Genomic DNA, 20,956 nt, shown 5'->3' on the forward strand with positions numbered 1-20,956 from the left:
CTGGTCAGCGGACGGCGATGTCGTAGGCCCAGCCGTTGACGCTGTTGCGAGGGGCATCGAACAGCGAGGTCGGGTTGTGCACGGTCGCGTCGGCGGCGACGCTGTTGCGGTCGGTGTAGAGGGGGATCGCGACGGCATTGTCGAGAAGGTGGGCGGTGATGCGGTTGAACAGTTGTTTGCGCTGTTCGCGATCGGTGGCTTTGGTCGCGTCGACGAGCCACCGGTCCACCTGCGGGTCGGCCAGTTTCGAGCCGCCGACGATGGAGCCGATGGTGATGCCGTCGATCTGTCCGTATTTCAGGTCGGGAGTGGTCGACCCGTAGGCGCGGTTGAACTGCAGTGACAGGTCGAGGCCGCCGACCTGACGGGGGAAGGCCTCGTAGTCGTTGCGGGCCAGCAGGTCGTAGATCTGGGCATTGTCGACGAATTGCAGTTCCACCTGAATGCCGAGGTTCTGGCGCAATTCGGCCTGCCAGGCCTTCAGGAAATCGTCCTCGGGGTAGGTGGGGTTCGTGGCGACCAGCCGAACGGTCAACCGCTTGCCGGTGCTGTCGGTGCGGTAACCCTCGGCATCGGCGTCGGTCCAACCGGCTTCCGCGAGAAGCGCTTTCGCGGCGTCCAGGTCGGGGCCGCTCTTGTTCTCGAACTTCGGGTCGTAGTAGGCGCTGTCCGGAGAGATGAGGCTCCACGCGCGCTGCTGGGTGTCCTTGGTGAGGCTCTTGGTGACAGCGGCGATGTCGACACCCTTGGCGATGGCGCGACGCACGCGCACATCGGTGGTGGCGCCGTGGGTGAGGTTGAGCATGATGACCCACGGCGAGGCGGCCGAACCGATCTGCTCGTACTGGAATCCGCCGACACCGTCGAACAAGCCGATATCGGTGGCCTTCACGGTGCCGATGGCGTTCACCTCACCACTGCGCAGCAGTCCGGCGCGGGTGGCGGCCTCGGGGATGAACTTCACGACCAGTTCGTCGACGTAGGCGGCCCCCTGGTGTTTCGCGGTGGCGGGAGCCCAGTTGTAGGCGGGGTTCTTCCGGTAACGCAGTTCCTGACCCTGCACCACTTTGTCGAGCACGAACGGGCCGGAACCGACGAAGCCCGCACCGCTGGTCAGCGCCTGTTTGTCGGCCTTCAGACTGCTCGGGGCGACGATGGCGCCGCTGAGTCCGCCGAGGGTGGACAGGAAGTCGGCGCGCGGGGTGCTCAGGGTGATGCGCACCTTGTACGGGTCGAGCACGTCTACCGCGCTCACACTGGAGTACTGCAACAGACCGAGGACCGTCCAGGACGGGTAGTCGGGGTTGCGCAAGGCGTCGATATTCGCCTTCACCGCCGCGGCGTCGAACTTTTCGCCGTTGTGGAAGGTGACGTCCTTGCGCAGGGCGAATTCGTAGACCAGGCCGTCCGGCGAGATGGTCCATTCGGTGGCCAGCCAGGGGTGGAACTGTTCGTCACGGTCCTCGGCGATCAGGCTGTCGAAGCTGTTGCGCAGCACCTGGGAGGCGTCGAAGGCCGCGCCGTAGTGCGGGCTGAGGCCGCGCGACGGATAGGCGGGCAAGGCGATGGTGAAGGTGCCGCCTGCCTGCGGCGGGGTGGTCGGGCCACCACCGCCGCCGCCGGGTTCGGGGTCGGCGGCGCAGGCGCTCGCGGCCAGCGCGGTGGCCAGCAGCAGCGCGGTGAACAGTCGGGTGAGGCGATTACGCACGCGAGGAGCTTTCTGTGGGAGCCGGGACCGCCAGTCGCGGGACGGCATCGAGCAGGGCTTGGGTGTAGGGCGAGGACGGGTGGTGGAATACGTCGTCGGCCGTGCCTGATTCGACGACCACGCCGTGATTCAGGACGAGCACGCGGTGACAGATCTGCCGGATGACGGCCAGATCGTGCGAGATGAATACGATCGCCACGTCTTCGGTGGCGGCGAGTTCGGCGACGAGGTCGAGGATTTGGGCCTGCACCGAGATGTCGAGCGCCGACACCGGTTCGTCACAGACGATCAGGCGCGGGCGGTCACCGAGCGCGCGGGCGATATTGACCCGCTGACGTTGCCCGCCGGACAGTTCGCGTGGGTGGCGATCGATGGTGTCGGCGGGCAGGTGCACGGCGTCGAGTAAGCGCAGCACCTCGGCTCGACGTTCGGCGCGCGGCACCCGCAGCGCGACACTCTCGGCGATGATCTCGCCGACCCGGTAGCGCGGGTCGAAGGAACCGACCGAGTCCTGCGCGACCAGTCCCAGCTCACCCGGCTTGCGGGTCTTGCGCGTCAAAGGCTCGGTACCGAAACGCATTTCGCCGCAGTCTGGCTCGATCAGCCCCGTGACGATCTTGGCCACGGTCGACTTACCCGACCCGGATTCACCCACCACGCCGAGCACTTCGCCCGCACCGACTTCGAAGGAGACATCGGAGATCGCCCGAACTCCCCGGTACGACTTCGTGAGCCCCGCCGCGGTGAAAACCGGCTCGGTGGCCCGCGCACGGGCACTGCCGTGCGGTACGGCCGCGAGCAGCGCGCGGGTGTACTCGTGCCGGGGTCGCTCGATGACCTCGCGGGTGGGCCCCGCCTCGACGACCTCGCCTGCCCGCATCACCAGGACGCGATCCGCGATCGAGGCGACGACGGCCAGGTCGTGGCTGACCAGGATCATGGCCCGACCACCCGCGACCTGTTCGGCCAGCAGCTCGAGCACCTGCTTCTGGACCGTCACGTCGAGGGCGGTGGTCGGTTCGTCGGCGATGATCACGTCCGGGCCCGCCGCGAGCGCCGACGCGATCAGTGCGCGCTGACGTTGTCCACCGGAGAGTTGAAACGGCCGCTGCCGCTTGCGGACCTGCGGGTCGGCGATGCCGACGGAACGCAGCAGTCCGTCGATGCGGTCGTTGCGCTCGTTGCGCGGGACCGCGCTCAGCGACTCACCGATCTCGTCGGCGATGGTGCGCAACGGATCCAGCGCGACCAGGGCGTCCTGGAACACCAAACTGACCCGGGCGCCGCGTATTCCACGCCACTGCCGTTCGGAGAGGTCGAGGGCCGAGGCGCCGAAGAGGTCGAGCCGGTCGGCGCTGACCCGGCCACCCGCGAGACCGACGAGACTGCGGGTGGTCACCGACTTTCCGGACCCGGATTCACCGACGATGGCCAGGATTTCGCCGCGGCGCAGCTCGAGATCGACGCCGCGCACCTCCGCACGCCCGTCGAATTCGACGCGCAGGTTCCGGACCTGGATCAGGGTGTCGGTCACAGCTGCGCCCTTCGCTCGAAACGGTGGCCGGCGTAGCGGCCGAGGACGGTCGTCGCCAGGACGACGACGGTGACGGCGGCACCGGGGAAGACCACCGACCACCAGGCGATCCGCAGATCACCGTGCGCTTCGGCCAGCATCGAACCCCATTCCGGCACGGGCGGTTTCGGGCCGAAGCCGAGGAAGCTCAGCGCGGCGGCGCCGAGAATGCTCGTGCCGAGCCCGAGGGTGACCACCACCGGCAGCGAGCGCAGCGCGTTGGGCAGGATGTGACGGACCACGATCCGCGCACGCGACCGCGTGAGCAGTCCCGCCTGCGCCACGAACTCGCTGCCACGCACCGCCCGGGTCTCGGCCCGCATCACCCGCGCGAACCGAGGGGCGGCGGCGATACCGATCGCGAGGATGAGGTTGGCGGCGCCGGTACCGGTGAATGTGATGAGCACCAGGGCGAGCAGGATCTCCGGAAACGCCCCGAGCAGGTCGAACGCCCGCGACGCGACAGCATCGACGAGCCGATTACCGATACCGGCGATCAATCCGAGCGTCACCCCGATGGCCACCGCCAACACCGTCGCGGTCACCCCGATGAACAGTGACAGCCGAGCGCCGTGCACGACGCGGGTGAGCACGTCACGGCCGAGCTGGTCGGTGCCGAACGGGTGCGCAAGGGAAGGTGATTCGTGGGCGGCGAGCAGATCGGTGTGCAGTGGGTCGCTGCCCGACAGCAAGTCCGGTGCGAGTGCGGCGATGGCGGCCGACGCGAGCACAGCGGCCGAAACAGTCACGCCGAACGGCCATTTCGAGGCGACTGCGACCAACCGATGCAGGGCATGCACCTTTCCGCGCGTCTCCTTCTGGCCCACCGAAGTCCGCGACTTCGATGTCGACCCGTTGGTGGATCGCTCGGAGACGCCTCGAGGCACGTCGGCTGCCTCGACCGCGCTGTCCTGCGCATCGAACGGACCACCGGCGGTCGGGGCGACGCCGCCGGTCGGGACAGGTACCTTCGCGGCTTTCAGTTGGGTGGATGCGGTGTCGGTCATGCGGTCGGCTCCTGGAGACGGGGGTCGATCCACAGGTAGGCGAGGTCTACGAGGACCGTGACGGTGAGGTAGATGGCGGCGGTGAGCAGGGCGACGCCGAGGACTACCGGCACATCCGAATGGGTGACGGCGGCGATGGTCTCCCGGCCGATACCGGCCCGCCCGAAGACCTCCTCGATCACGACCGTCCCGGTGAGCAGCCCGCTCACCGCCCAGCCCGCCAGCGTTGCGGCGGGAATCAGCGAATGCCGCAGCCCGTGCCGCAGCCGCAACTGCGTGGCGCTGATCCCGCGCGACCGGGCGGTGAGGGCGAACGGCTGTTCCAGCGCGCGCTCGATCCCCTCCCGCATCACCTGCGCGAGCACAGCGGCGATCGGCAGAGCCAGGGTGACGGCGGGCAGGATCAGCCGCTGGAATTCGTTGCCTGCAGTAACCGGAAGAACTTTCAGCGTGAACGCGAACACCCAGATCAGCACCAGACCGGTCCAGAACGGGGGCGCCGAGGCGACGATCACCTCCAGCGTCGCGGTCGCCCGGCTGAACACATCACGCCGACCTGCGGTGAGCACGGCGAGCAACGGCGCGAGCACCACCGCGATCAGGAGCGCGAACCCGGCGAGCTGCGCACTGGTCACCAACTGCTCGCCGAACAGGATGTCGGCCACGGGTTCACCGCGCACATACGAATAGCCGAGATCACCGTGCAACAACCGGCCCAGATGCAGGCCGTACTGCGCGATCAGCGGACGATCCAGCCCCCAGTCCCGCTCGATCCGCTCCCGCAGGGCCGGATCACTGGACTCGCCCATGATGGCGGTCACCGGATCACCCGGTGCGGCATGCACCGCCAGGAACGCCAAAGTGACTGCTGCCCACATCATTCCGGCGGCCGACAGGAACACCCCGGCTATGCGCCGAGCCACGATCTGCGATCTGTTCGCCGGGCCGCGGTTCTTACGCGAGGTGAAAACCGCACGTCTTTGCGCGGCGGCCCCGTTGGTCGGCATCGCATCCTGGCGATTCGACGTGGAATCCGGAGAACTCGGCACGACCCGCATCGACTCTGTTCCGGACCCGGTGGTGCCCGCTGCCTGTGGGGCTGCGACTACCGGTGCTGCCGTCGCATCCTCGGGGGCGCGAGGTGTCACCGTCTGTGAAACCGTGTTTCCCCGCAATGAATCGGTGTTCGATGGTGTCGTCATGAGGTCAGCTCCCCGGCGTCGGCAGGGTTGTGCACCGGGGCACCGACGAGGCTGCCCCATTCGGTCCAAGAGCCGTCGTAGACGCGGATGCGGTGGTCACCGAGGAGGTCGGTGAAGACCAACCAGCCGAGTGCGGCTCGGTGGGAGAGCCGGCAGTAGGCGATGATGTCGTCGGCGTCGGCGATGCCGAGTTCGGCTATGCGCGCCGTGATTTCGTCGGTCGGCCGGAGCAGGCCCGCGGGGTCGAGCAGGTCTTGGGCGGGCAGGTTCAACGCTCCGGGGACGTGCCCGTGCCGCTCGGCGCCGTGGTCGACCGGCTCCGACGACGGTGAAACACGGAGTCCCGCAAACTCTTCGGGAGAGCGCAGGTCCAGCAGCACGGTTGGCGAGTCGATCGCGGCGCGAACCTGCTCCCTGCCCACGACCACCTCGGCGAACCGCGGCGACGCCAGGGGAAGCGGTGTGCGCGAAACGTCGGCCGTTCGAGAAGCATTTTCCTCGCTCGCAACGTCCAGCGCCCACCGCTGACCGGCGGCATCGGCACCCACTCGGTTGCCGCTACCAGCGCCGACAGACCGATAAAGGCCGATCACCGGCCCGTCGTGCGGCCACGCGGCAGTGCCTCCATCGAGGTAGCGCAGGTCGCCTTCGATCCCGACGGCGGTGGCGACCCAGAGTGCGTAAGCCGCGAATTGCGGTGGGTCCCCGGCGAAGACGAGCGGGGCGTCGGCGTGGGCGCCTAGTGAGTGAAGACGGTCGGCCAGCTCGCGGGCGGTAGGGAACTCTCGACGGGACCGGTCCCAGAGGAGGTCTTTCCAGTAGACCGAGCGGGCACCGGGGATGGAGGCAGGCCCGCGAGCATTGGTCACCTCGATGACGACGGCGTCCGCGCGGCGATCCCGCACCCACTGCACGTCGACGATCCGGCTCGTCATGGCCGACCTCCCATCTCCCGGGTTCCGACGACCCGGCGGGAGAAACATAAGTCGGCCAAACACCCACGGGAACACAAAAAGTCAGGCGGACTCCAAATATGTGTTCATACCCTCGGACTACATATTCTCGGCCGGTCGAACACACCGAAATCGGCGAAAGGATCCCGATGCCCGGCGACCGTGCCGCCCACCTCGTCTCCGCGGCCGACCTGCGCGACGCCCCGCCCGCGCGGCTCGTGCTGCTCGACGTCCGCACGGCCGGGGAGCGCGCGAACTACCAGCGCGAACACCTCCCCGGCGCACAGTTCGCCGATGTCGACGCCGATCTGTCCGGTACCCCGACCGCCGACTCCGGCGCCCGCCCCTTACCCGACGCGGAGGCCCTCACCGAAGCACTGCGCCGCTGGGGAATTCACGACGACAGCACGGTGGTGGTCTACGACGACGCCCGCTCGGTGGCCGCCGCCCGCGCCTGGTGGGTGTTGCGCTGGGCCGGCCTGACCGACGTCCGCATCCTCGACGGTGGACGACGCGCCTGGCAGGCAGCGGGCGGCCGGCTCACCTCGGATCGGCCCGAGGAGCCGCCACGCACGGGTGACGACCAGACCGACACTCGCGGGAACGATGACGCCCACGAACCCGACACGTCCGGGACGTTTGACGCACCAAGTCCATCCGGCACGTCTGATGCATCAGATGCATCCGGCACACCCGTCAGGTCAGGTCACTCGGACACTGTCATCGCACGGTCAGGGTCGCTACCAACGGTCGAAACCTCCACTGTCGCCCGACTTCCCAGTTGCGGCATACTCCTCGACGCGCGTCCCCCGACCCATTTTCACGGCGGGGGCGAGTATCCGGGCCATATCCCCGGCGCCATCAGCGCCCCGGTCTTCGACGACTTCGACGACGAGGGACTGCTTCTCGACGAGGCAACGCTGCGCGCCCGCTACCACCGCCTCGGTGTCGACGCCGGAACCCCGGCTGCCAGCTATTGCGGCAGTGCGATGGCAGCGGCTCTACAGGTGTTCGTGTTGGCGACGCTCGGCATCGAGATCGCCCTCTATCCCGGCTCCCTGTCGCAGTGGGTCGCCGATCCCGCCCGTCCGCTCGCAACGGAACCCTCTGTCGCCCTGACGAATTTCTAGGATCCCTCATGCCGAGACATGTCATTCTCAACGCGAATCTCATTCCCGGCGGCGCCATCGGCAGCCCGTGGCGGCGCGCACCGGAACCAGCGGCCCATTTCATCGAGATCGAGCACTACCTCGACGTGGCGCGCACCGCCGAGCGCGGCCTCCTCGACGCGGTGTTCCTCGCCGATTCCCCCGATATCCAGGCCAAGGACTGGACCGCGCCGAGCCGCCTGCTCGAACCGTTCGTCGCCCATGCCGTGCTCGCCGCGCACACCAGCCACATCGGGGTGATCGTCACCGCCACGACCTCCTACAACGATCCCTACAACCTGGCCCGTTCGTTCGCCGCGCTCTCGTCGGTGTCGGGCGGGCGGGTCGGCTGGAATTTCGTGGTCACCGGTGGCGACAACGCGGCCCGCAACTACTCCCTCGACCAAGCGCTGCCGAAGGCCGAAAGGTATGCCAGGGCCGCCGAATTCCTCGAGGTGGTGACGGCACTGTGGGATTCGGTTCCGGCCAGTGCGCTCGTGGGCGACAAGGCGACCGGACATTACCTCGATCCCCAGGTGGTCCGTCCGATCGAGCATGTGGGCAAGTTCTTCCGGGTGGCCGGCCCGTTGAAAGCCCCGCCGCTGGGCCACGGCAAGCCGGTGCTGATCCAGGCGGGCGCGTCGAGCCACGGCGTCGAGCTCGGCGCCAGGACCGCCGACGCGATCTACTCCGCACACGTCGACCCCGTGTCCGCCGCCGCGCGCCGAACCGAACTGCGACAGCACGCCGCAGCAGCCGGTCGCGACCCGGACAGCGTGAAGCTACTGCCGGGCCTGATCATCGTTCTCGCCGACACCGAAACCGCCGCGCAGCAGCGTGAACGAGACCTCATCGACCTGATCCCCGACGAAGTGCAGCTGACCAATCTGGCCGATCGTCTCGGCCTCTCCCCCGACGACCTCGACCTGAGCGCCCCGTTTCCCTGGTACAAGATCCCCGACGAGAACAGCGACGCGGGTTCCCGCGGACAACGCGCGGTGCTGCTCGACAACGTGCGCGCGTCCGGCGCCGACACTCGCGGCGCGGCACGGCTTCTCGCCTCCGGCAGCGTGCACGCGAAGGTCGTCGGCACACCGGAGCAGGCAGCCGACTTCATCACCGAGTGGTTCACCCGGGGAGCGAGCGACGGGTTCAACATCATGCTCGACGAATTACCCAGCGGGCTCGATCTTTTCGTCGACCAGGTGGTGCCGATCCTGCAATCGCGCGGGCTCTTTCGCACGGAGTACGAAACCACCACGTTGAGAGGGCATTACGGTCTGTGAATCGCGCACTGTTCGTACAATTGCGGAGTGGGCCACCGGCTGCCGAGGTCTATCGGCGGACCATCGAGATCACGGTGCGCGCCGAACAACTCGGTTTCGGCACCGTCTGGTTCGCCGCCCGGCACTTCGAGGCGCATCACGCGGCGCTACCGTCGGTTTTCCCGTTCGTGGCCGCCGCAGCTCAGCACACGCGGCACATCCGGCTCGGAACCGGCGTGGTGACAGTGCCTTTCGAGCATCCCGTGCGACTGGCCGAAGACGCGGCGGTCACCGACGCGCTCAGCGATGGACGCCTCGAACTCGGGCTCGGAAAAGGCCTGGGTTTCGGACATTCGGCCACCAGCTACGCGGGCTTCGGCGTGTCCGACGCGGAACGGGAGACGATCTACACCCAGCGAGTAGGCGAGATACACCGGATCCTCGAAAGCGGCCGGGTCGGCGACGAGGTCGCCCTCTACCCACCGCCCGGTGGCCTCCGCTCGCGCATCTGGCAGTCGACCGGAAACATCGACACGGCTCGCCGAATCGCCCGAGCAGGTGATGGCCTGCTGCCACACGGTAATTCGCAGGCTCGAGCCGGCGGAAGTGTCACCGAACTGGTCGACGCCTATCTGGCCGAGTGCCGGACGACGCCGCGAATCGGGGTGAGTGTGGCAGTACTCCCCGGTGACAGCGAACGTGATTCCCTCGCGCTCCTCGAAACCGATATCGCGCAGAGTCCGCGCTATTACTCCGAGCCGGTCGATCTACCGAAATACTTGGTAGACAACAGGATCAGTATCGGCAATGTCGACCAGATCGCCTCCCGACTCGCAGAGGATCCAGACCGGCCCGCCGCCACCGACGTGCTCTACTACGTCCCGCTCGCCGTCCACCACCCCCGCTACCTCGACGTGCTGGCACGCGTCGCGACCCTGTCATCGAGCGAGACGTTCACGACAGCCTGAGACGGGGCGATCCGTGAGCCCTCGGTGTCGCGATCGTGCGTGATCGGTGCTTGTTGTCCCGCCGGTCCTCCCGTGCCAGCCCCTGCATGCCGCCGCGGGACTGCATGACGGCGGATTTTCAGGCCGTCCGCGCGCCCATCTGCACAGGTCAGTCGAGGAATTCGCGGTGGGTCGATGCCGCCGCGTCCGCCAGCAGCGCTGCCAGTTCGGCGAGCCGTCGCGGGTCGTCGGGCAGTTGGGGAACGGCCACCCGGATAGCAGCGCGCGCCGCCCCGACATGCGATCGTGCCGCCGATCCGACGACGACCCCATGCCGTGCGCACCGCAGCAACGCACCCTGTTCGTCGGCCACCTCGACCCACACCACCAGGCTGTTCGTCCCGGCCTCGGCCGCCACGCCGTGTTTCCGCAGGGCGGCGACCAAACCCGCACGCCGGGCCGCGTAACGCTCACGGGCGGTGTCGATCAGGGCAGCCGTCCCGGGATCACCGATCAAGTGCGCCAAGGCGTTCTGCAGGATGCGGCTGTTCGCGGCGATCCCGTGCACCCTGGCCCGAATGGCGCGCTCGACCAGTTCGGCACTGCCACCGATCACGCAGGTGCGGATATCCATGCCGAAAGCCTTGCAGTAGCTGCGCACTCGTACACAGCGCTCGGGGTACCAGCTCCCCAGGGAGGGCGCCTGCGCCACGGCGAGCGGTCCCACTGCGTCGTCCTCGACGATCCACGGCTCCACCTCCGCCGCCGCGAACACCTCGGCCAGTTCCCCGGCCCGATTCGGCGAGAGCACACCGCCGGTCGCGTACGCGCCTTCGGGCTGCAACACCACCACCGCCGGATTCCGGCGCAATGCCTCGGCCAGCGAATCCGGCAGCGCCCCTTGCTGGTCGGCGGCGATCCCGATCACCCGATACCCGACCTCGGTGAGCGTATCCAGGAAACCCGGCATCACCGGTTCCTCCACCGCGACGAGCGCGCCGTCCGGGGCCGCCGCGTCCACGGCGAGAAACAAACCCTCCGAGCCGCCACCCGCCGCGACGAACGCCTCGGCGGGGAAGGGCCAGCCGTCACATACCGCCGTGCGCAAACGGTCGGTGATGTAGTCGCGGCCGGGGCGGTTCAGGTCGTCGGTGTGCAGCCCGGCGAGCATCGCGGGCGCCAGGTCGGGCTGCAGGGCGTAGTCGGGGCTGCCCGTGAGCAGATCACGCTCGGCGAGCGGGCGCCCCAGCGGGACTCCCCCGGCCGCGGCCACCACGGTGCCGCCCCGGCGATTGGTGGCGATGAGCCCCTCTTTGCGCAGCTCACCCCAGGCGGCGACGACCGTACGGGTACTCAGACCGCAGTGCTGGGCCAGTTCCCGGATGGTCGGCAACCGGATCCCCTCGGCGAGGGAACCGTCGCGGATGAGCCGCGCCGTCACCGCCCGCACCGATTCGGATGTGTGCGAGGCGTCGGCCGCCAGCGCACGCACGAGCACCGCCGAACCCGGGTCGGTCACCGATTCTCCATTCGTCGCATTTGGACCAGTATGACGAATATATGTATTCAGCGAACCGGTTTTGTTCCCGCGCGATTCGATCGTCTGTGTCCGCGTCTCAGCGGTCGCGCAGCCACTTCTCGACGGCGTCGACGGTCGAGTCCGGGTTGGTGATCCAGCCGTTGTGGCCCAGCGGTTCCGGCTCGAACCGGCGGGTGATCTCGGCGGCGGGCATCTTGCTCAGCAGATGGTCGGCGGAGGTCTGCGGGGTCATCTCGTCGCCCTCGATGGTGATCGACAGCACCGGGAACTTCAGCCGCGCGACGCGTTCCTCGTAATCGATATCGGCGCCGACCGGAACGAAGCGGCCGGTCCGGGCCAGGCGGGCCCAGTCCGACATGAGCACCTTGGACTGGCGGCCGTATGCCCGTTTGCCCAGCATGTCACCCGGCCAGAAGCCGGCGAGATTCGACGCGACCGCCACCGCGGCCGTACCGACGAGCATCCCCGGGCCGAGCACGCCCCGGTAGCCACGGTAATACGGTGTGCCGGAGGCGACCAGGATCAGTCCGCCGAGCCTGCCGCGCACCCGGGCCGCGTACAGCACCGACAGCTGGCCGCCCATGCTGTGCCCGAGCAGGTACGGGGTGCTGCTGGGGAAACGGTGACGCACCACCTGCAGCATCGCCGGAAAATCCACGGCGACCAATTCGTGGTAACCGTAGGTACTTTCGGCACCGGGACGATGAGTACTACCGCCCTGACCACGCAATTCGCCGATGGCCACATCGAATCCGCGCCCGGCCAGCTGGTGGGCGAAGTATTCGTAGAACTCACCGGGCACGGCGAGGCCGGGCACGATCACGACCACCGGACGCGGGGCGTCGGGGGTCACCGGATGGCGGTGCGGCCCGCGCGCCGGAATCAGCCGCACGGGCAGGGTGGTGCCGTCGGGCACCTGGATCGGGACGGTCTCGACCCGCGCCATCAAGCCCCGACCGCGCCGAGAATCACCCGGCTCAGCACCTGGATCACATCGTCGAGCGGCGGACGCGGATCGGCACCGCTCCAGCCGTCGACCACATAGTTCACCGCGCCGATGATGGCGAGCACCCGCAATTCGTAGTCGCCCGGGGGGATTTCGCCGTGCATGGCCGCATCCTCGGCGGCGCCTGCCAGCAGCGAACCCCACACCCGGCGTAGCTCGAGGCGGAACTTCTCGACCTTGGGTCCGGCGCCGACCACCTCGACCAGCGCCACCCGCGCCTTGCGCGGATCGGTGCCGATGGTCTCGACGTAAGCGCGCACGGCCGCGTCGATCTGGTCGATCGCGCTGGCGTCGCTCTTCGCCGCGAGGGCGGTAGCCACCGCCTCGCGGGATTCGCGGTCGATCTGCTCGTACAGCTCGAGTAGCAGCGATTCGCGGCCGGTGAACTCCTCGTAGAACTGCCGCGACGACAGTCCGGCGTCCTTACAGATGGCACCGACCGAACTGTTGGCGTACCCGTCGCGCGCGAAGACCGTCAGGCCTGACTCCAGAAAACGCGCACGCCGCTGGCGTTGCCGGTCCTCTACGGGCTGCCCGGCATACATTCGTCCCGTATTCGCATCCTGTGACATTGTCGCTGACAATACCGAAGGGCCCGATCCCCTCGTCATGGATCGGGCCCAACGGCAGCCCTTCCGGCTTACCGCGCGTTAGCCGGAAGTTTGCTTCAGATGCGCTCAGTTACCGGAGGTCTGGGCCGAACCGGTGCTCATCGAGCTGGTGAGCAGACTCATCAGCAGGGCGAGGATGCCGCCGTCGCCGCTGCTGCCGGAGTTGGACTCGGTGATGTTGTAAAGCATGGTGCACTCCAAGTTGACACTCTGTGACCTTCTGTCACTGGCGATTTGCCGTCTGGGACGATACCGAAGGCGAATGTGAATAGGAGGTGTTTTAAAGGAATTTCCCCCACTTTTCTGTGAGAACCCACAAGCCCCCGAAAACCAGGGCGGCAGACAACTCGTCGACCGGGCTCGAACCGGCGTCCACGCGGTGTGGGCTGTCGCGGCAAAATCCGACTGTGGGCGGAGGGCTCAGACGGGTGGCGACCTTATGCTCGGTGTGACCGTACGTCACGCACACCCCGGAGGCACCGTTGCCGAACAATCTCGAAGCAAGTATCGACATCGCCGCATCGCCGGAGAAGGTCTGGTCGATTCTCGCGGACCTGAACCGGATGTCGGAGTTCAGCCCGACCACGGTCAAGATGCTGGCGATCGGTGGGGTTCGCGAAGGGGCGCGCACCATCAACTTCAACCGCGACGGCTGGAAGGTCTGGCCGACCAGCTCGCGCATCGTGCGGTTCGTCCCCAACACCGCGCTGGCGTTCCGGATGAACGAGAACCACACCGTGTGGAGCTACGAGCTCGCGCCGACCGCCGCGGGCACCCGCCTCGTCGAGCGACGCACCCTCGACCCCAAGGGAATTCCCGGCTGGATGGGCCCGGTGATCAAGCTCGCCGGCGGCGAGGAGAAGTTCGAGGCCGATCTCGTCTCGGGCATGCACGAGACGCTGCGCAAGATCAAGGCCGCGGCCGAACGCTGACCCGCTCGACCAGAAGAGCCCGCCGGATCCCTCCGGCGGGCTCTTCGCGTTTGCTACGGAAGATCCTGGCGGACTTCCTCGAAAGCCTGTGCCGTGCGGGTCAGCAGTGCGGTCAGCGTGGCGAACTCCTCGGCGGTGAAGTGGGCGGCCGCGGCGCGTTCCACCGCGATCGCGCGCGCGTCGGCCGCCTCGGTGACCTCTCGGCCCGCCTCGGTCAGCCGCGTCTCGAGGACGTTCCGGTGCCACTCGTGCGGTGAGCGTTCGACCAGGCCACGGTCGACCAGATTGGTCAGGACGGTGTTCATCGTCGGCGGCGTCACCCCTGCCAGCCGGGCAAGAGCGGCAGCGGAGATGCCGGGGTTCTCGGCGAGGTACATCAGTGCGCTGAACTGCGGAACCGTCAGCCCGGCCGGTTTGAGCGCGGCTGTTTTCGCCGCGATCATGGCTTGCTCGGCACGCTTGAGAAACGTGCCCAGCCTCTCGGTCGAGGGCATGGACGTCATGGCTGCATGGTATCCGCCCATTTCGAAGTATCACCCTTGACGATCATTAGAACTCTAATCTAAATTTCTGCTCGTTCTATGATGTGTTGTATTACATGAACGAGAGGCATAATCATGATCAGGACCCTCGCGATGGCCGCCACTTGCCTCGCGCTCACCGCCTGCGGTACCGACGATCCGGCCCCGTCACCGGTCCTGAGCACCGCATATGGACTGCCGGGCGCGGCTGTCTACCCCGAGGGCATCGCGCTCGATCCACGCACCGGAACCAGCTATGTCGGCTCCTACGCCGACGGCACCGTCTTCCGCGCGGGAGCGGACGCGGCGACGGCCGAGGTGTTCCTCCCAGCAGGCGCCGACGGCCGTAAGACAACCAACGGACTACGGGTGGACCGCGACGGCAGGCTGTGGGTGATCGACTCGACCGCGGGAGTCATGGTGTACGACACCGGTTCTCGCGCCCTGCTCGCCCGGTTCGACGTCCCGGACGACCGTCCGCGCTTCGTCAACGACCTCGCCTTCGGCGCCGACGGCAGCGCCTACCTCACCGACAGCATCCGCAATGTCGTCTACCGCGCCACCCTCGCGAACGCCACGGAAGGCCGGGGCGAGCTCACCGTCGCCGCCGACCTCGCACCGGTCCTCGGACCACGCGACCCGAAGACCTTCGAGCTCAACGGGATCGTCGCCGACGAGGCGGGCACCTACCTGCTCGTCGTCGCGATGTCGGCGGGCGAGCTGTACCGGATCGACCTCACCGGCGCCGAGCCGATCCGCGAGGTGACACTGACCGGCGGCACCGTACGCAACGGCGACGGCCTGGAACTGCGCGGCGACACGCTGTGGGTGGTGCACAACACCGACAACACCATCAGCCGCTGGACCGTCACCGACCGCGGCGGCGCGGCCACGCGGGAACGCGAATTCCACGATCCGGCACTGAGCATCCCCACCACGATGGTGCACTCCGGGGACCGGGCGCTGATCGTGTCGTCGCAATTCGACAAGGGCGGACCGATGGGCAACGACGAGAAGCCGGGGCCGTTCGTGGTGTCAGCGATCGACGGGTTCTGACCGCACGAATTCCTCCAGCACAGTGACGAATTCGTCGGGCTGTTCGACCTGTGGGGAATGCCCGGCGTGCTCGACCAGATGCGTGCGCGCCCCGGCGGCGGCGAACCGGGCGAGGGTGGCGGTGGCGTCGTAGAGATGATCGTGGCGACCGTGCACGGCGAGCACCGGTACATCCAGCGCCGCCACCCTGGCATCGAGCGGCCGGGCGGCGAAGTCGTCGGCGCGGGCACCGACGGCATAGGCCAGTCCCGTCGGCGCCGCCGACCGGAAGTCGCGCACGACCGCCTCCGCGAGACCGGGCACCGACGCGTAGCGGAACCGCGGCGCGAACAACGTCCGATTACCTTGGCGGATCACGAAACCCGGCGTCCACCGTTGCGCGAGCCGCACCGACCACGGGCGGACCACCCACCGGGCGAACCCCGGAATCCGCGCGGCCGTGTAGTCCGGGCTCTGCCCGACCACCACGGCCCGTGTCACACGGGGCAGCGTTGCCAGCTCGAGGGCGATCTCCGCGCCGAACGAATGGCCGACCACCGTCACATCGGACAGGTCTAGCTCCGCGAGCAGGGCCGCGATGGGCGCCGATCTGGCCGGGGCGGCGAAATCCGCCGGCGCGGGGCGAAGGTCCACCCGGATCACCCGGAAACGGGGAGTCAGCCGCTCGGCGGCCGCGCCGAACCAGTCGACCGAACCCGGGATCCCGTGCACGCACACGATCGCCGGGCCCGCGCCTTCGTCGAGAAACTCCACCACTCGAGCCTAGCGCGGCCATTCGATAGCGTATGGCTGTGAAGTCACCCTCCGCTCGCAGGCTCAGTGCCGACGACTGGGTCGCCGCCGCGATCGTCGCCCTCGGCGAGAACGGTCTGGCCGGTGTGGCCGTCGAGCCGCTCGCCAAACATCTCGGCGCCACCAAGGGCAGCTTCTACTGGCATTTCAAGGACCGCCCGGCCCTCGTCGACGCCGTCCTCGCGCATTGGGAACGCGAGGGCACCGACGCGGTGATCGCCGCGCTGGACAAGCTCGCCGACCCGGCGCAGCGGCTACGGGTGCTGTTCACCGATGTCATCGACTACGCCACCGAGGGCCGTGAGGAACTGGCGTTGCTGGCCGCCATCGACCAGCCCGCGGTCGCCGCTGCCATGCGACGGGTCGCGGCGCGGCGGATCGAGTACGTGGCCGCGCAATTGCGACTGCTCGGAGTGGCCGCGGAGCAGGCGGATACGCGCGCGGCGGTGGCCGTCGGTATCTATCACGGGATCAATCAGCTGGCGCGGGTGTCGCCTGAAAGCTTGCCCGCCACCAGCGAATTGGTCGATTCGATTCTCGAACGGCTGGTGTAATCAGTCGAGGCCGAGCTTGACGAAAGTCCAGTAGAGCAGCCGGGCGCGCAGCGGCCATCGGTACGGTGCGGGCGTGGCGCCGACGGCGGTTTCGGCGTTGTCCAGCAGTTCCTCGAGCAAGGCGTCGTGCAGTGGTCGGATGGCGAGGTGCCAGCCCAGGAATCCGGATACGCCTCGGGTTTCGGCCGAGATCACATGGCGCAGGGCGCTTGACGTGCCTTTGCCGATCACCTCGAAGGTGTGGGTGCCCTCGAGCATGAAACCGGGCGTGAAGGTGAACTCGACGAATTCACCTGGGCGGTAGGCGGTGCAGGTGTAGAGAGTGGAACCGTGGCCGCCTGTCGCGCCTTCGGCCAGTGGGCCGTCCAGCTCCAGCGGTGGCCATTTCTCGGTGGGCCACAACGGGTTTCCCGCAATCGCCACTTTGTCGAGCAGTTCGCCGACCTGTGCGGCCGGTGCCTGAATTGTTCGCTCGTGAATGTTGCGGATCATTCATCCAACCTCTCAGCGGTGCCCCCTGCGCAAACCATACGCATGCGTATGGAGCGTGTCCAGGCCGGTCGTAGGCGGATTCCGAGCGCCCCACAGGTGGCGTTATCTGCGCCGGTCGAATACGCTTCGCCGCGGATGAAACGCCTCATGGAGGGACAAGTGATCACTCCGAACAGGCCGGAGACCGTAGCCGAGGCTCGCCACCCCGTGCCGCTGACCCAGCTGATACACCTCATGGCGGAGTACCAGCAGCTCGGTGCGCACCGCGACACCTTCCTGGCCACTCCGGCCGACGACACCTTCGTGCGCGGATGCGGCATCGTCGCGGGCTGCATCGCGTTCATCGGGGTGATCTGCCTGATCGTCGGCGCGTGGCCCGGTGCCGTCGCGCTGCTCATGATCGCGGCGGTCCCGGTGATGCTCGCCTTCCGGCGCGGAATCATCAACCGGCAGAACCGCGCCGCCCGCATCGACCTGTTCGAATACGGGGTCACGGTGTACCACTCGGGTCAGCGCGTCGCCGGATTCCGGTGGGACACCACCGAGGTGCGGCAGGAGGAAATCCCCTTCCACGACACGGTTCCCGTCGTCTACCGACTCGAACTCACCGGTCCCGCGGGCCGCGCCGAAATCGATGAAGAGGGATTCGCCCGCGCCCGCGAATGGGCACGCGCCATCCAATCCGCCGTCACCGCAACCCAACTCCCCCTCGCCGTCGCCGCCATCGACAACGGCGGAACCGTGAACTTCGGCGACCTCGGCCTCTCCCTCGACGCCCTCACCTACAAGGGCGAACCCTTCCCCTGGACCAACATCCAACTCATCGACGCCCGCAGCGGCCACATCCGCCTCAAAGTCGCAGGCATGTGGATGTCCCTGGCCCCCGTCAACACCATCCCCAACTTCTACATCTTCAACGAACTAGCCGAACGCCTCCGCCTGACGCCTGTCGGCTGATCAGCGAAAGGCACTGCGAGCACTACCTTCGCCGATCCGTCTGTTTTGGATGACCCGTGCCGGCATGGGTGATCCACAACGTCTGCCGCTCGTCATCGACGGCGTACCAGATCCGGCCCCCGCCCGTGACCTCGAATTGCCACTGTTCGCAGACCACTCCGTCGACCTTCACCCGACTCAGGTCGTACTTGAGCGGGTGCTGGCGAGATGGATCGTCGCGACAACGCGGGTCGGAGGTGATCGCCACCCAAGCCCGGTCGGCGCTGGACGGCGCCTGACTCACCAGCTGTCCCCAGCCCTTGGCTGCCCTCAGGTCGACCACACGAACGACCCACCCTGTCGGACGCCGGATCTCGTCGCCACGCCGCAGCGGTTCAGGCATCGGCATCACCCGGTCGATGCACTACCGCCGAGTCCTCGGTGTCGAACGGACCCTGGAGACGCCGGGCAAGCTCCGGGTCGGAATAGATCTCGGCCGTCGATTGCCATTCCTTCAGCGCCCGGGAAAAGGGGAGTAAGAGCCCTGTTTCGGCGCCCGCCAACAGGTTGTCGAGGAGTTCGCGGACGCATTCGGGACGGGCTTCTGCGGGTAGCCAGGTCAGCCAGGGAAGCTCTTCGGCGAAGACCTCTTCCGCGAGCGAACGATTCGCCTTCGCGATTATTGCCAGGGAGCGCGCAGCGAGGCCGAGTCCTTTCACCATTGCTTCGAATCGCTCCGAGCGCATCAACACCAGGTTCTCGGCGTCCCGGCGCTCCAGGATCACGTCCGCGTCGGCCAGAGCAGGGAATACGCTGGTCTGCTTGTTGATCAGCGTGGAGAACGGAAAGGTGCGGGTAGCCATACCCCCAAGAGTACACACCAAGTTCGAAACTAGTTCAGTAGTTATGAGGTGTCCGGGTGATACACAGACGAAGGCCGGTCCACCGTGTGGTGGACCGGCCTTCGAGCCTTGCGAGGATCAGCTGATCAGGGGATCAGAAGTCCATGCCGCCCATGCCGCCGGTGGGGTCGGCCGCGGGGGCCGCCTTTTCCGGCTTGTCGGCGACGACGGCCTCGGTGGTGAGGAACAGGGCCGCGATGGAGGCCGCGTTCTGCAGGGCCGAACGGGTGACCTTGACCGGGTCGGCGACGCCGGCGGCCAGCAGGTCCTCGTACTCGCCGGAGTCGGCGTTCAGGCCGGAACCCGCGGGCAGGTTCGAGACCTTCTCGGCGACCACGCCGGGCTCGAGGCCGGCGTTGAAGGCGATCTGCTTCAGCGGGGCCGACAGCGCGACGCGCACGATGTTGGCACCGGTGGCTTCGTCACCGGTCAGCTTCAGGTCGTCCAGTGCGGGCGCCGACTGCAGCAGGGCCACGCCACCACCGGCGACGATGCCCTCTTCGACGGCGGCCTTGGCGTTGCGCACGGCATCTTCGATGCGGTGCTTGCGCTCCTTGAGCTCGACCTCGGTGGCGGCACCGGCCTTGATCACCGCGACGCCGCCGGCCAGCTTGGCCAGACGTTCCTGCAGCTTCTCACGGTCGTAGTCCGAGTCCGAGTTCTCGATCTCGGTGCGGATCTGCGCCACGCGGCCCTTGATGGCCTCCGCGTCGCCCGCGCCCTCGACGATGGTGGTCTCGTCCTTGGTGACGACGACCTTGCGCGCCTGGCCGAGCAGCTCGAGACCGGCGGTCTCCAGCGACAGGCCGACCTCTTCGCTGATGACCTCGCCACCGGTGAGGATGGCGATGTCGGCCAGCTGGGCCTTACGACGGTCACCGAAGCCGGGCGCCTTGACGGCGACGGACTTGAAGGTGCCACGGATCTTGTTCACGACCAGGGTCGACAGGGCCTCGCCCTCGACGTCCTCGGCGATGATCAGCAGCGGCTTGCCGGCCTGGATGACCTTCTCCAGCAGCGGCAGCAGGTCCTTGACGGTCGAGATCTTCGACGACACGAGCAGGATGTACGGGTCCTCGAGGACCGCTTCCTGACGCTCGGGGTCGGTGACGAAGTAACCGGAGATGTAGCCCTTGTCGAAGCGCATACCCTCGGTGAGCTCCAGCTGGAGCCCGAAGGTGTTGCTCTCCTCGACGGTGATGACACCTTCCTTGCCGACCTTGTCCATCGCCTCGGCGATGAGCTGGCCGATGGCCGGGTCACCGGCGGAGATACCCGCGGTGGCGGCGATCTGCTCCTTGGTGTCGATCTCCTTGGCGGAGTCGAGCAGCTTGGCGGTGACGGCCTCGACGGCCTTCTCGATGCCGCGCTTCAGGCCCAGCGGGTTCGCGCCGGCCGCGACGTTGCGCAGACCTTCACGCACGAGCGCCTGGGCGAGCACGGTAGCGGTGGTCGTACCGTCGCCGGCGACGTCGTCCGTCTTCTTGGCGACTTCCTTGACCAGCTCGGCGCCGATCTTCTCGTACGGGTCCTCGAGGTCGATCTCCTTGGCGATGGACACACCATCGTTGGTGATCGTGGGGGCGCCCCACTTCTTCTCGAGCACGACGTTGCGACCCTTCGGGCCCAGCGTCACCTTGACAGCGTCGGCGAGGGCGTTCAGACCCCGCTCGAGACCGCGACGGGCCTCTTCGTCGTACGCAATTGTCTTGGCCATTGCGTTGAGATCCTCCACATGTCTATGGCTGACACACGAGACGACCACAGGTTGGATCGTCCCCAAGTACGCTGGCCAGGTGCGGTGCCCGCGA

The 20,956-nt window shown here is 67.6% G+C and carries 22 protein-coding genes; 7 read left to right on the top strand and 15 right to left on the bottom strand.

The features are described from left to right. Positions 1 to 4: 4 nt before the first annotated feature. The 5 genes from NCO8_RS21945 to NCO8_RS21965 form a co-directional block, all read right to left on the bottom strand. Positions 5 to 1,708, bottom strand: a complete 1,704-nt coding sequence (locus tag NCO8_RS21945; protein WP_067642000.1) for an ABC transporter substrate-binding protein — start codon at positions 1,706 to 1,708, stop codon at positions 5 to 7. Continuing rightward, complete coding sequence (locus NCO8_RS21950; protein ID WP_067642001.1) at positions 1,701 to 3,242, bottom strand: ATP-binding cassette domain-containing protein; 1,542 nt, start codon at positions 3,240 to 3,242, stop codon at positions 1,701 to 1,703. Before NCO8_RS21950 ends, NCO8_RS21945 begins: the two co-directional genes overlap by 8 nt. Beyond that, positions 3,239 to 4,288: an ABC transporter permease gene (locus tag NCO8_RS21955; protein WP_157105030.1), complete on the bottom strand. Its 1,050-nt coding sequence runs from the start codon at positions 4,286 to 4,288 to the stop codon at positions 3,239 to 3,241. Before NCO8_RS21955 ends, NCO8_RS21950 begins: the two co-directional genes overlap by 4 nt. After that, positions 4,285 to 5,295 carry an ABC transporter permease gene (locus tag NCO8_RS21960; protein WP_084457362.1) on the bottom strand — a complete coding sequence of 337 codons (1,011 nt, stop codon included), beginning with the start codon at positions 5,293 to 5,295 and terminating at the stop codon, positions 4,285 to 4,287. The genes NCO8_RS21955 and NCO8_RS21960 overlap by 4 nt, the downstream gene beginning before the upstream one ends. A gap of 191 nt (positions 5,296 to 5,486) precedes the next feature. Beyond that, positions 5,487 to 6,425 (bottom strand): sulfurtransferase, encoded by a 939-nt coding sequence (locus tag NCO8_RS21965; protein ID WP_067642002.1) that lies wholly within the window; start codon positions 6,423 to 6,425, stop codon positions 5,487 to 5,489. Positions 6,426 to 6,592: 167 nt separating this feature from the next. Here NCO8_RS21965 and NCO8_RS21970 point away from each other — a divergent pair, with 167 nt between their 5' ends. From NCO8_RS21970 to NCO8_RS21980, 3 genes are read left to right on the top strand one after another with little or no spacing between them, the layout of a single operon-like run. Continuing rightward, entirely contained in the window at positions 6,593 to 7,573 is a 981-nt protein-coding gene (locus NCO8_RS21970; protein ID WP_067642003.1) for a sulfurtransferase, read from the top strand. An 8-nt stretch (positions 7,574 to 7,581) separates the two neighbouring features. Further along, entirely contained in the window at positions 7,582 to 8,877 is a 1,296-nt protein-coding gene (locus NCO8_RS21975) for an NtaA/DmoA family FMN-dependent monooxygenase (RefSeq protein ID WP_067642004.1), read from the top strand. A gap of 20 nt (positions 8,878 to 8,897) precedes the next feature. Beyond that, a complete protein-coding gene (locus NCO8_RS21980) occupies positions 8,898 to 9,824 on the top strand; it encodes an LLM class flavin-dependent oxidoreductase (RefSeq protein WP_167353320.1) in 927 nt (308 codons plus the stop codon). 148 nt (positions 9,825 to 9,972) lie between these two features. On the opposite strand, the gene NCO8_RS21985 is transcribed toward NCO8_RS21980, so the two are convergent. From NCO8_RS21985 to NCO8_RS32790, 4 genes are all read right to left on the bottom strand, one after another. Further along, positions 9,973 to 11,322, bottom strand: a complete 1,350-nt coding sequence (locus NCO8_RS21985) for an aminotransferase class I/II-fold pyridoxal phosphate-dependent enzyme (RefSeq protein ID WP_067642006.1) — start codon at positions 11,320 to 11,322, stop codon at positions 9,973 to 9,975. Between the two features lie 97 nt (positions 11,323 to 11,419). After that, positions 11,420 to 12,289 carry an alpha/beta hydrolase family protein gene (locus tag NCO8_RS21990; RefSeq protein ID WP_067642007.1) on the bottom strand — a complete coding sequence of 290 codons (870 nt, stop codon included), beginning with the start codon at positions 12,287 to 12,289 and terminating at the stop codon, positions 11,420 to 11,422. Next, positions 12,289 to 12,921: a TetR/AcrR family transcriptional regulator gene (locus NCO8_RS21995; protein WP_243749766.1), complete on the bottom strand. Its 633-nt coding sequence runs from the start codon at positions 12,919 to 12,921 to the stop codon at positions 12,289 to 12,291. The genes NCO8_RS21990 and NCO8_RS21995 overlap by 1 nt, the downstream gene beginning before the upstream one ends. A gap of 105 nt (positions 12,922 to 13,026) precedes the next feature. After that, the gene (locus NCO8_RS32790) at positions 13,027 to 13,149 is read right to left on the bottom strand and encodes a hypothetical protein (protein WP_255283991.1); all 123 of its coding nucleotides are present in this window, start codon (positions 13,147 to 13,149) and stop codon (positions 13,027 to 13,029) included. A gap of 293 nt (positions 13,150 to 13,442) precedes the next feature. Between NCO8_RS32790 and NCO8_RS22000 the strand changes: the two genes are divergently transcribed. After that, the gene (locus NCO8_RS22000) at positions 13,443 to 13,892 is read left to right on the top strand and encodes an SRPBCC family protein (RefSeq protein ID WP_067484645.1); all 450 of its coding nucleotides are present in this window, start codon (positions 13,443 to 13,445) and stop codon (positions 13,890 to 13,892) included. A gap of 53 nt (positions 13,893 to 13,945) precedes the next feature. On the opposite strand, the gene NCO8_RS22005 is transcribed toward NCO8_RS22000, so the two are convergent. Further along, entirely contained in the window at positions 13,946 to 14,395 is a 450-nt protein-coding gene (locus NCO8_RS22005; RefSeq protein WP_133733863.1) for a MarR family winged helix-turn-helix transcriptional regulator, read from the bottom strand. A 114-nt stretch (positions 14,396 to 14,509) separates the two neighbouring features. Between NCO8_RS22005 and NCO8_RS22010 the strand changes: the two genes are divergently transcribed. Then, complete coding sequence (locus tag NCO8_RS22010; protein WP_084457365.1) at positions 14,510 to 15,469, top strand: SMP-30/gluconolactonase/LRE family protein; 960 nt, start codon at positions 14,510 to 14,512, stop codon at positions 15,467 to 15,469. Here NCO8_RS22010 and NCO8_RS22015 read toward each other — a convergent pair. Continuing rightward, the gene (locus NCO8_RS22015) at positions 15,449 to 16,222 is read right to left on the bottom strand and encodes an alpha/beta fold hydrolase (RefSeq protein WP_167353321.1); all 774 of its coding nucleotides are present in this window, start codon (positions 16,220 to 16,222) and stop codon (positions 15,449 to 15,451) included. The genes NCO8_RS22010 and NCO8_RS22015 overlap by 21 nt on opposite strands. A gap of 38 nt (positions 16,223 to 16,260) precedes the next feature. On the opposite strand from NCO8_RS22015, the gene NCO8_RS22020 reads away from it, so the two are divergent. Further along, positions 16,261 to 16,815 carry a TetR/AcrR family transcriptional regulator gene (locus NCO8_RS22020; RefSeq protein WP_210740168.1) on the top strand — a complete coding sequence of 185 codons (555 nt, stop codon included), beginning with the start codon at positions 16,261 to 16,263 and terminating at the stop codon, positions 16,813 to 16,815. On the opposite strand, the gene NCO8_RS22025 is transcribed toward NCO8_RS22020, so the two are convergent. Next, positions 16,816 to 17,307 (bottom strand): hypothetical protein, encoded by a 492-nt coding sequence (locus NCO8_RS22025; RefSeq protein ID WP_067642010.1) that lies wholly within the window; start codon positions 17,305 to 17,307, stop codon positions 16,816 to 16,818. It abuts the gene before it with no gap. 159 nt (positions 17,308 to 17,466) lie between these two features. On the opposite strand from NCO8_RS22025, the gene NCO8_RS22030 reads away from it, so the two are divergent. Then, positions 17,467 to 18,264: a DUF6585 family protein gene (locus NCO8_RS22030; protein ID WP_245655454.1), complete on the top strand. Its 798-nt coding sequence runs from the start codon at positions 17,467 to 17,469 to the stop codon at positions 18,262 to 18,264. A gap of 22 nt (positions 18,265 to 18,286) precedes the next feature. On the opposite strand, the gene NCO8_RS22035 is transcribed toward NCO8_RS22030, so the two are convergent. The 3 genes from NCO8_RS22035 to groL form a co-directional block, all read right to left on the bottom strand. Beyond that, complete coding sequence (locus tag NCO8_RS22035) at positions 18,287 to 18,586, bottom strand: hypothetical protein (RefSeq protein WP_157105032.1); 300 nt, start codon at positions 18,584 to 18,586, stop codon at positions 18,287 to 18,289. 52 nt (positions 18,587 to 18,638) lie between these two features. Then, positions 18,639 to 19,106, bottom strand: a complete 468-nt coding sequence (locus NCO8_RS22040; protein ID WP_067642011.1) for a hypothetical protein — start codon at positions 19,104 to 19,106, stop codon at positions 18,639 to 18,641. A 133-nt stretch (positions 19,107 to 19,239) separates the two neighbouring features. Next, positions 19,240 to 20,862, bottom strand: a complete 1,623-nt coding sequence (groL, locus tag NCO8_RS22045; RefSeq protein WP_067485808.1) for a chaperonin GroEL — start codon at positions 20,860 to 20,862, stop codon at positions 19,240 to 19,242. Positions 20,863 to 20,956 lie beyond the last annotated feature (94 nt).

Origin of the sequence: Nocardia coubleae NBRC 108252, assembly GCF_001612805.1 — a bacterium.
Classification (GTDB): Bacteria; Actinomycetota; Actinomycetes; order Mycobacteriales; family Mycobacteriaceae; genus Nocardia; species Nocardia coubleae.